We start from the raw sequence: 11,237 nt of genomic DNA on the forward strand, positions 1-11,237 counted from the left end.
TTTTTACAACTCTCCCTTAAACGCCTGATCTAACAAACTACTTTTTAAGGCTTTTAAATGATTGAGTTTTTGGGTTTGGGTTTCTTCTAGTTTATTAATTTGAAATTGAGCACTCTTAAATTTTTGTACTACCTCTTTTTGTTTCTCTATAGAAGGTAATGCAATCTTTATCTCTTTTAAGCGTGTTAATGCTAATTTTGGCTGTGCTACTTGTTTTGTTGAATTTTCAACATAAGCTTTAAATTTATCACTTAAAGTATAGAAATAGACAAATAAATTATCTATTGTTGATTTGTCTTTATAAACTAATTTTGCAGCATTTTCAGTCAGATTTGCACCATTTAATTCTTCTGGAATAATCCCTGTTTTACCTATTGTACCTGCTATACTTATATATAAATCGTCTGACGTAATTGTATATCTAGATATCTGCTCATGAATTTCTTTTGAAATAAACTTTAATCCTTCCAAATCAATAGTCCCATGATCTGTGAAATCTGAAACTCTTATATAAGGGTATTTTGTTTTTTCTTCTAATAATTTCTTTCCTTTAGGCAAACGTTTACCGCCTTTTACATCTGCTATTTTAGATATTGCAACTATTTTACTTGAAGCTTCCAACCTCCCAAACTCCTCATCCAACACGCTACCCATTAAGGCTTGGGTATGTTGTAGGTTGGCTTCTAATAAACTAATTGCCTGATCTATCTTGGCAAACAAACCATCTAACTTGGCTACGATGCGTTGTTGTTCGGGTAATGGTGGATACTTAATTTTAACTTTCTTAACTAAACTACTGTTTAGATTTTTGACTGTAGTGCCTGAAGCTAATTGAGAAAACTGCTGATAAACATAATTTGAACCTAAAACCGTGTATAAAAAATCTTTAGTTATTTGTTTTTCATCCTTAATTCTTAAAATTAACCAACCATCATGTACACAACCAGTAGTTTTAACAATATAAGGACGACCAAAACTCATAGAATTTGATAATATAAAATCTCCATCAGTAACTACACGCGATTTTGAAATTCCATCTCTAGTAATTTTTTGTTTGGTTTCAGTAATATATTTTTCGTCTTCTTTTACATCTCCAATTTTAATCCAATTAATTCCATCTTCACTTTCAGTTATATATTTGCTAATGGGTCTTGGTGATCCTCCTCTTTGAATCTCCAAGATATCATTAAGACTAACTTCCTTCCACTTACCCATCGATCAAACGTTCTATTTGGTTTAACAAATCAGCTATTTCGGCATCGTTTTGTTTAATGCTACTTAATAGTTCTTTTGGGCTTTGGTGTACCACTTCTACCACTTTGTGTGGGTTTTTGGCGCTTAGATCGTAGTCTTTAATGTCTGCGATGTTTATGGTCCAGTCGTTTTGTGACCTCTCGACTGCGCTCGAGGTGACAGGAACTTTAGCATTGGTATGGTTGCGTTTTTCTGGGTTGTGGAATAGGTCTACAAACTCGGCTAAATGCTCGTAAGCTATGGGTTTGTTTTTGGTAAGTTTGTATGGCGGATTGACCTCATAATACCAAATGTTATTGGTGGCTCCTTTACGGTCAAAATACAAAATATTGGTTTTTACTCCACTGTAAGGTAAAAACACACCGCTTGGTAAACTTACAATGGTATGCACGTTGTAGTTTTCTAATAAGGTTTGTTTGACTTTGGTAAAGGCATTATTGGTTTGAAACAAGACACCTTCTGGCACTACAATAGCAGCACGACCTTCTAGCTTTAGCATTTTCATAAAATGCTGTAAAAACAAAATTTCGGTCGCATTACTCACTACTGGAAAGTTTTGCTGTATTTGTGCCTTTTCTTTACCTCCAAATGGTGGATTGGCTAATATGACATCGTGTCTGTCTTTTTCTTGAAAGTCGCGTATGTTTTGGGTAAGTGTATTGCCTTTAAACACGTTTGGGCTTTCTATACCATGAAGAATCATATTCATCATACCCATTACGTAACCCAAGCTGGTTTTTTCTTGCCCAAAAAAGGTATTGTTTTGTAGGGTTTCCCAATCGGTAGCTGAGAGTTGTTCTTTTTTACCATTAGCGGTTAAATACTCAAACGCTTCTACCAAAAATCCACCAGAACCTACAGCACCATCATAAATGGTATCGCCTACCTTAATATTGGTAGTTTCTACCATGGCTTTGATAACGGCACGCGGCGTGTAAAACTCGCCAGAGTTACCACCATCGCTACCCATGCTTTTTAGTAGGTTTTCGTAGACTTGAGAGAGTTCAAACAACTCATCACTACTTTGGAAGTCTAGCGCATCTATAATATCTAACACCTCGCGTAGTGTATGACCACTTGCTATACGGTTATCTAAATACTCAAAAATAGCCCCTATTTTATAGGTTAAGGATTTTGGATCGTTAGTTGTGGCTTTAAACGCTTTTAAATATGGGAAAAGTGTGTTATTTACAAATTCTATTAAGTCATCACCAGAATTAGCTCTTTTAACATCTCTATTTCCGTTATCGTCTTTTGGGCAAGCCCATTGGTGCCAACGTAGGTCTTTACGCAGTACATAATTATAATCGGTACCTTCTAAAAAACTTTCGTCTGCTTTATTATCTTCGTAGTCGTTTAAAAATTTAAGAAACAGAATCCACGAGATTTGCTCGGTATAGTGCATAGCACCGCTAATACCATCGTCACGACGTAAAATGTCTGTAATTCTATCTATGTTGTTTTGTATGCTCATTAAATATTATTTCTAAGGTAATTGTACATTAATTCTATATCATTAGAAATTTCAGAAGCTGGTATTTGTTCTATCATGGTATCTAATTTATTTTCATCAAAACCTCCTTCTTTATAAAGTGGGTGTAAAATAGATTTACTATCAAAATCTCTTATGTCAGCCGATTCGTCCAAATTATTATTTGCTGCTAGATTCAATAAAGGAATTTGATTTCTTAATTCTTCTAATTTGTCAAAATGCTCTAACATTGTAGGACACAATAAATAATTTTCAATTTCCCTCCTCCTCCAGCTTAATAAATGAGATTTGGTTATCCTTCCATTTGTATTGAAACTTCTTAAATCTTTAAAATCTCTATGAATATTAACTGTTAAGTCTTCTTGAATTTGATTAAGCGGTAAATCATCTCTATCGCAAATCAAGAAAACATCTTCTGTTATTAAGTTATTAGGTGTATTATTTTTAAAATCTTCTACAAACAATAACTTTCCTTTTCCAAATTTTTCATCTGCTGTTTTAAAACTTGAAGACCTTTTAATTGGAACTATCCCATCAAAAATTGGTAAAACCTCCTCACCTATTTTTTTTGTAGCTAGTTTTTTAAAGATTAACCAATCCACATGATCATCTATTAATACAATTTTTCTAATACGGGAAGCAACATTAATTTCATAACTATCTTTTCCAACGATATTTGATAACCGTTTAGATAATTCCTTTATAGTTAAGTCTGATTCAATAACTCCGTTTTCAATTAACTTTATACTTTCGATTTCATTTTGAAGAATTGAATCTGATATATGAGTTGTTGTAATAATTTTACCGGAAGCTGATTTTAATACATTCCAAAGTTTTTCAATATTTTCATAGTAAAGGTGAGAGTCTATTTCGTCAAATAAGAAAATCGTATTATCCGAATCAAATAGATCTAATATAGCATATATTGAAAGCAGTTGATATTCTCCATCGCTTAGAGCACTAAATTCTAAATTATCTTTAAACTTCAACGCGCATTCCCATAGCTCAGTGTTAGCTGTCCATCCATTTGTAGCTAGAGCCCAAAACGTAAAAATCCTATTAATATCTTTATGTGTAAAAACATCATAAGCTTTTTTAGAATCAAAACTCAACCAACGTTTAAAAAGGTTATCATTGTTTAAAAAGTCAAAATCAATATTAAAAACAGAGATTATTCTTTCTATAGTTTCGTGAAATGATGTTTTTCTCAATTGGTTCTCATCAAATTCATAACCCTCTTCATTCTGATCTGTTTCCTCCTCTTTTTCTATTTCTCTTTTAATTTTGTCTACATAATATTTTCTAATTCTAAATCTAAAATAAAGAGTTGATGATATATCATCGTTCAAATCGTCTGTATCTATATAGCTCTTTTCTTTTAGATATTTTCTAACTAAACCATTTGGTTTAAAAATTGTGGACCAAAAAACTAACATTCGCACCCAAGAAGAATCAAAATAAAATGAATTAATTGGTGATTCTTCTTGTTCATTTAAATAACGTCTATTAATCTTTTTGTGATTATTAAACAAAGAAGAAAAAAGTTCATTTTGACCTGAAGAAAAACATATCACTTTTAAATTATCATCTTCAATATACTTTTGAAATATAGCTTCTAAAATGGATGATTTCCCACAGCCATTTTGCCCTATAAATGTTATTAAACCATTGCTTAAATCTAATGATTGGTCTTCATCACATAATTTACTTTTAAAATCAATTTGCATATTAAATAGCTCTATAAATGTTTTCTTGTAGTTTGTAGTATGCTGAAAGTAGTGTTTTCATATCACCAAAAGCCGTTTTAGCATCTTTGGGTGTACCTAATTTTAGTTTAACTAAATCACCGAGCTTATCACGTTGCAACTCCTCAATGCCATACTCTTCATAATGTTTAAGAATAAACTCCAAAAACTCTCTAGCCTCAAGATTTTTATACACTTCAAAAAACTCGGGTTCGTCCTTTACAAACTTAACACGTTGTTTGCGTGTCATTAAATTAGAATTGAATGAGATATGAGATAACACATCAAAAATATCGCAATCTGGTGAAGCAATCATATTACGTAAGTCATTTAATTGCTCATTATCAAAACCTAGCTGACCCAATTGTTTTAAAAGATCAGTTCGCGTATCTGGGTTAGACCAAATTTGTCGTAAATGTGCTTCGTCTTTGTAAATAGCAGGTAGTTCACCGATTAGTTTTTCTAAAAACTCACGAGCAGTTAATGGTTTTCCGTTTTCGTCGATATATCGTGTATCGACATCAGTTACCTTTAATTGTCTACCATTTGACAATTCAATGATTAATTTTTCTTTATGTTCATAAGGTTCTCCAGGCTCCTTAACTTTAGGTTTACGTGGTGGTTTGGGTGTTGGGTCACCATTAGATCCTTCGCCTTCTGGTGCTTCAGGTTCTCCATCCCATTCTGCATCATAAAACAAATTGGTGGCACCTACAAAGTCAATGATGGTAAAAAAGTCTTTGCCATCAAACACACGTGTACCACGACCAATAATTTGTTTAAACTCTACCATTGATCCTATTGGCGCCGTTAGCACAATATTGCGGACATTACGCGCATCTACACCTGTAGTTAGCATTTTGGACGAGGTTAATATTACAGGTATATCCTTATCATTATCTTGAAACGCCTCTAACAATTCTCTACCGTGTTTGCCTTCGTCACTGGTTACTCTCACACAGTAGTTAACATCAGAAACTTCTTTGTGTTTATTTATAAAATCTCTTAAATCTAAAGCATGATCTTGATTGGCACAGAACACAATGGTTTTATCCATTTTACTAATATGCTGCAAAATGGTTTTTGCTACCAATTCTATACGTTGTTTTACTGTAATGCTTTTGTTAAAATCCTTAAGCTCATAACGGTCTTTAGTAACTTCGCCTTGAACAATTTCACTGTCATTTGTATGGATATACTCGTCAATATTTGTTGTTACACGCTTTACTTTATAAGGTGTTAAAAATCCATCTTGAATACCATCTTTAAGAGAATACTCATACACAGGTTTCCCAAAGTATTTGTAGGTATCAATATTATCTTCTCGCTTTGGCGTAGCTGTTAATCCTAAATGAACGGCAGGTTTAAAATGATCTAGAATTGCTCTCCAAGAGCCTTCTTCATTAGCACTACCACGATGGCACTCGTCAATAACGATTAAATCAAAGAAGTCGCTTGGGTACTCTTTATAATAACCGCCAATATCTTCACGTTCGGCAATGGCTTGATAAATAGCGAAGAAGATATATGCATTTGTTGGTACTACTCCATTTCTTTTTCGTACTTCTTCACCATCAATTTTAATGACATCTTTTTCGTATGGATTAAAGGTGTTAATCGCTTGATCTGCTAATACGTTTCTATCAGCTAAGAATAAGACTCTTGGTCGTCTGTCATTACCATCTAAATTCCACTTGGCTTGTAAAAGCTTATGTACAATCTGAAAAGATATAAATGTTTTACCTGTACCTGTTGCCAAGGTTAGCAAAATACGATCCTTTCCATCAGCAATACTTTCCATTACTTTATTAACCGCAATTTCTTGGTAATATCTTGGTCCGAAATTACCTGTCAATAAAAAAGGAATGTTTTGTAGTTTTTGCTTTAACGCATTTTGTTTACCGTAAACTTTATTATAAAGTTCTTGAGGTGTTGGAAATTCGTTAATGTAATCTCCCTTACCTGTTCTTTTGTCAAACTCATAAATTTGTTTACCATTAGTAGCGTAAACAAAGTTTATTTTCAATTTGTCAGCATAATCCAATGCTTGTTGTAATCCTTTGGTTGGATGATCTCCAAGCTTCTTAGCTTCAATAATAGCTAAATTGGTATTGTTAAACTTAAGAAGATAATCTAAAAACAAACGTTTACCACGATTATTTCCTAAAAGCTTTCTTCCATCTGTAAAGTAATACTCTCGAACTATGTGCATAGCCTCCCATTGACTTTTTGCAAGTTTAGGATCTATAAAATTAGCTCTAGTATCAGATTCTGATATTGGTTTCACCATAATAACAAATCTAGTTAAAAACTTAAAACAAATTAAAAATCGAAGTTCATTATAATGAATATAATTTATTTAACATAAAAAGTTTTTGAATTCAATTAACAGCTCATTATTCTCCAAAAAAGAAAGTATGTATTCTTATTAGATCTCCTCTTCCCATTTGTACTAGATCGTTGGTCGATTTAAGAAAAATACCAAGAGACCTTTCATTGTATAGCAACTTCATATCTGAAGAGTAATCTGTAACCACATACATATCTCCTTCTAATTTGTAAAAAGGTATAACAAGTTTACTCTTTACTTTCACACCTTTGTTTACTACTCTACCGTCTTTTAAAGTTGATTCAAGTTTAGATTCGTCCTTTTCATCTGATGCAACTTTTACATATGACACCATCATATTCATCCACTCTTTTGCGTCGATTAAAAACCAAGAAACTTTATCAAAATTTATCCCATATTCATTAATCCATCCTTTACTTGTAAATCCAAGTAGCACTTGTTTCTTTCCATTTAACTCAGGTTTATCTGCTGGTGTAAACTCTTGAATTTTAAAAGAAATCACAGATACCGCAGACATATCTTTTAATTTTTTACCATCAAAATCTAAAGTTTTAAGTGAAAAACTATTCATGTTTGGTTGGTTAGTTAATATCCATTGTGTTGCTGTTAATTCTGCTTGCTCTTTCATTTGTTCTACAGCAGCAACACCTGCTCCTATAGCTAATAAACCACCTATTGCAGTTGCAGCTACAGCACCATCGTTTTGAGCTTTTACATTGTTTGGTATAAATTGAAAGGTTAAAATAAATAGTATTATAATTTTTTTCATCGGTTAAGTTTTTGTTGATTAATAGTGATTATCAAACATAATGACAATACATAAATACACATTACGGGTATCCGTAATAATTATGAATATTTAATATGTAATATTTTAATTAGTTAAGTATTCCCTTTCGAATAAAAAGGAAGACAAGTTGATTTGCAAGAATTTTCATGATAATTAAATAGCGCTTTGATTTTTTCCTTAAAAGAAATTTTGGTTGCCATAAAACTAAAGAAAATCTTCAAAAGTTGAAAGAAAATTCAAATCTGTTTTTCTATAATTCTTACTAAACCAAAATAGCATAAAAACAAATCCACTTTTGAAAACCAACATTAATTCAACAAGAATCAACATAGGATCAACGATAAATCAACAAGATTCAACAGCGAATCAACAAGAATCAACAATAAATCAACTGCAATTATACATCCAAATTAAAAACACGTTTTAGTATATAACTTTCAGCTTCTTGATTAGCTTTTTCTTTGATGGCTTGTAATTTTTCTTTCTTTAATTGTGATTTTGACTTTTTAACTTCTTCTTTTTTATCATTAATTAAAGGTTGCTGTTTTGTTTTAAAGTCTTCAACTTTTAATTCTGGAATTTTAGAGTTAGGAAAAGTATCCTTTAAGTCATTTAATCTTTTTTGGTTTAACCAAGAATTTATATTTATTGGCGGAAAATTGTAGGGACTAAATTTAGAATCAAATTCCTCTTTATGTTTAATTAAATAATGATATTGATTTTTAAAGGAAGCTTTAATCGAAGTATTAGCTTCTGGTATATCTATATCAATATTATTAAAATAATACTCAGCTATATAAATTACCGCATTAAGAGAATCTGTATATTTTTCTAATATGTACTTAAAATTATCTTTGTTATGCTGTTGTTTTAAAATATTTAAATCAAATATATTTTGACTTAACAAAGATAATTTACCCATAAGCATAAAAATCTCGGTTACTGTAGGTTCTTTGTCATAACCCTTTTTGTCAATAATAATGATTTTATTAACCAAATTCTGAAAAAAAGTATCACCTTCTTTATTTATAAAATTGACAAAACGTTGAGGCACATATCCTATTGAACAACATATTAAACCTAAGTTTAATTTATGATATATTTTACTTAAATCCTGTTCCATTAGCTCTTTAATAAATCTGAATAATCATTAGGTAATTCAACATCAATATCACGAAGATAAGATTCCAACGCAGTCATAGAGGTATGACCTGTAATTTGCATTAGCTGACTTTTTGCTTCATGCGGTGATGAATTTTCTTTTAATGCTCTATATAATTTAGTAATAAATGTATGTCTAAAACTATATAAACCATATTCTTTACCTAAATTAAACTTATCTTTTACCACTGTTTTAAAACGAAGGCTATATTTCCCTCTTTTAGTATCCTCTGATGCATTCCAATAACCGCCTAATTTTTTATAATTAAAAAGAAACTCATCCTCATTAAATTGACTTAAATCTGGTAATTCATCAATAAGTATCGATGGAATAATTTTTGTTTTTAAAGGCTTATTTTTTGCTTTAAAAGAAATTGTTTTATTCTTTAAATTAATATCTCCAATTTTTAATCGGCACACTTCAATTGGTCTTAAAAAATTATACGACACAAATTTTATAAATAAAAGTAATGTTGGATCAGCTTCTTCTAAATAATCAAAAATTTCTTTTTGCTGCTCTTCTGTGTAGGTTTTATTTCTTACCGAATTAGTTTTAAGCTTTTTTATCGAAACTATCTCGTTAGTCTTTAAAACATCATTATCTACTAACGTTGAATAAAAACTACTAATACTTGCTTTATAATTATTTCTATTTCTAGCTGAAGAGTTTAAAAGCACCTTGTTTAAATATTTAATCACAACAGATTTATCTACCTGTTCAATATACTTTAAATGCTTTTGTTCTTTACGTAACCAGTCTTTAAATCGTTTTATGTGACTTGAATATGTTCTATAACTAGTTACTCTTAACGACTTTTGTTTTATCCGATCGTCAAGGTTAAATGCATCATCAATCAAAGTATTGCCTTTATTATCTTCAACTTCATTTTTTGGTCTTGAATTAGGCGCCTCTTTTATCTGGTTTCCTTCGGTTGCTGTACCCGAAGCAGTTTTGGTTACGTCTTGGTTAACTTTGGTTAAATTTGGTTGTGTATTATCCTTTTCAACAGACTTACCTTCTTCCAAAACACCAGTATTTACAGTATTAGAACCAACATCACTATTTTTATCTACTGTAGTTAACCTATTTGGTTTTTCTGGTTGCGGTTTTGGTTCATTTTTGGTTGGTGTATTCAGTCTTGTATGCAGTTCTGTATTATCTTCATATGGACTGTAACCTTGCTTTAAAAGTTTTAATAAAACACGCCTGTAAATAGTTAGAACTGCTAAACGTTCTTCTTTCGTTTTATAGGTGTTTGCATCACCATATATTGGCGTTTGTCTAGTTAGCTTTCCTGTTTCAGGATTTCTGTAAGAAAAATACACATACCATCGTTTTGATAGGTCGTTGTTTCCTAAGTAAATTTTTGGTTCAGAATATTGTTGTTTCATAGTCAAATCGTATGCACTTTCGTATGCACTTCTGTATTCACTTTCAATTAACTGCTGAAAATTAAGCATAAAAAAACGGTTTGTGAGGACACAAACCGTTGATTTTATTAGTCTAAAGACTTAGTAGCGGGAACAGGACTCGAACCTGTGACCTTCGGGTTATGAGTTGTATTTTAAACTCAAAAACACCTTCTTTTATGTCTTTTTTAGTAAAATCGTGTACAGAAGTATGTCCGTCAGTTATACTTAATATGGAGTAAAAATAGTAATATTATTATAAAAAATAAAAAACAACTCTACTGTATATGTCTATATGGAATTAATTAAAATACTATTGAATTAGAAAGATTGATTGGATATGTGATAGATCTATAAACACAACTTGATTTTTCGAATGTATATGCTTTAATATTCATAGCTAATGTTTAAAAAAGAATTAAAAATTAAAAGGTATCTAATTTACTTAAAACATTAACATTTTTTTTAAATTAACTTTTAATAATTTTCAGTTAATAAACTAAATCCAAATTACATTTTTATGATTGTCTTCTCGTATATAAATAGAATATTTATCTAAATTCAAATATTGCGTAATTTATATATACAATATTCAAAAGCAGTAAATTATTTTTCAAAAAATATACAAATTACGCAACTAGTAAAATTCTTTTAATTATTGAATATTAAACCGTTGACAAATAAAACAGCTTATTGATTGAATATTTATTTTATATTTAGTATTATTGCGTATATATAAGTGTTGTAAGCAAGCTAAAAAACCGAACTCTGAATGAAATTTAAACTGATTTTTGCACTACTTGTTTTAATTACAATAAACGGATTTGGACAAAATCTGAATATGGTAATTGAAGTAAACGAAAGATTAGTTGTTGGAGAAATCGCTGGTGCATATCTGAATTTCGAAAATGAGGACGGAACGAAAAGCAGAAATCTTGTCGGATATCATCCTGGAGAATTAAGACTTCAAAAAGAAGATTGGGAAAAAATAAAAGCTGAATCGACTAAAAAAATAACTCTGACTTTTGACTACTA

Annotated in this window: 8 protein-coding genes; 1 reads left to right on the forward strand and 7 read right to left on the reverse strand. The window is 30.7% G+C overall.

Annotated features, from left to right (window positions below):
- Positions 1-3: 3 nt before the first annotated feature.
- The 7 genes from ACEQT4_RS11410 to ACEQT4_RS11440 form a co-directional block, all read right to left on the reverse strand.
- Entirely contained in the window at positions 4-1,215 is a 1,212-nt protein-coding gene (locus ACEQT4_RS11410) for a restriction endonuclease subunit S (RefSeq protein WP_370227791.1), read from the reverse strand.
- Complete coding sequence (locus ACEQT4_RS11415) at positions 1,208-2,728, reverse strand: N-6 DNA methylase (RefSeq protein ID WP_370227793.1); 1,521 nt, start codon at positions 2,726-2,728, stop codon at positions 1,208-1,210. Before ACEQT4_RS11415 ends, ACEQT4_RS11410 begins: the two co-directional genes overlap by 8 nt.
- Positions 2,728-4,473, reverse strand: coding sequence for an AAA family ATPase (locus tag ACEQT4_RS11420; protein WP_370227795.1), 1,746 nt, complete (start codon positions 4,471-4,473; stop codon positions 2,728-2,730). The genes ACEQT4_RS11415 and ACEQT4_RS11420 overlap by 1 nt, the downstream gene beginning before the upstream one ends.
- Position 4,474: 1 nt before the next feature.
- On the reverse strand, positions 4,475-6,781 hold the full coding sequence (gene hsdR, locus ACEQT4_RS11425; RefSeq protein WP_370227797.1) for an EcoAI/FtnUII family type I restriction enzme subunit R: 2,307 nt from the start codon (positions 6,779-6,781) through the stop codon (positions 4,475-4,477).
- Between the two features lie 106 nt (positions 6,782-6,887).
- Positions 6,888-7,610 carry a hypothetical protein gene (locus ACEQT4_RS11430; protein ID WP_370227799.1) on the reverse strand — a complete coding sequence of 241 codons (723 nt, stop codon included), beginning with the start codon at positions 7,608-7,610 and terminating at the stop codon, positions 6,888-6,890.
- 418 nt (positions 7,611-8,028) lie between these two features.
- Entirely contained in the window at positions 8,029-8,754 is a 726-nt protein-coding gene (locus ACEQT4_RS11435; protein WP_370227801.1) for a hypothetical protein, read from the reverse strand.
- Positions 8,754-10,253, reverse strand: coding sequence for a tyrosine-type recombinase/integrase (locus tag ACEQT4_RS11440; protein ID WP_370227803.1), 1,500 nt, complete (start codon positions 10,251-10,253; stop codon positions 8,754-8,756). The genes ACEQT4_RS11435 and ACEQT4_RS11440 overlap by 1 nt, the downstream gene beginning before the upstream one ends.
- A 721-nt stretch (positions 10,254-10,974) precedes the next feature.
- Here ACEQT4_RS11440 and ACEQT4_RS11445 point away from each other — a divergent pair.
- The coding region (locus ACEQT4_RS11445; protein WP_370227805.1) for a hypothetical protein at positions 10,975-11,237 on the forward strand (263 nt) is incomplete at its 3' end.

Origin of the sequence: Mesoflavibacter sp. (assembly GCF_964226795.1) — a bacterium.
Classification (GTDB): Bacteria; Bacteroidota; Bacteroidia; order Flavobacteriales; family Flavobacteriaceae; genus Mesoflavibacter; species Mesoflavibacter zeaxanthinifaciens.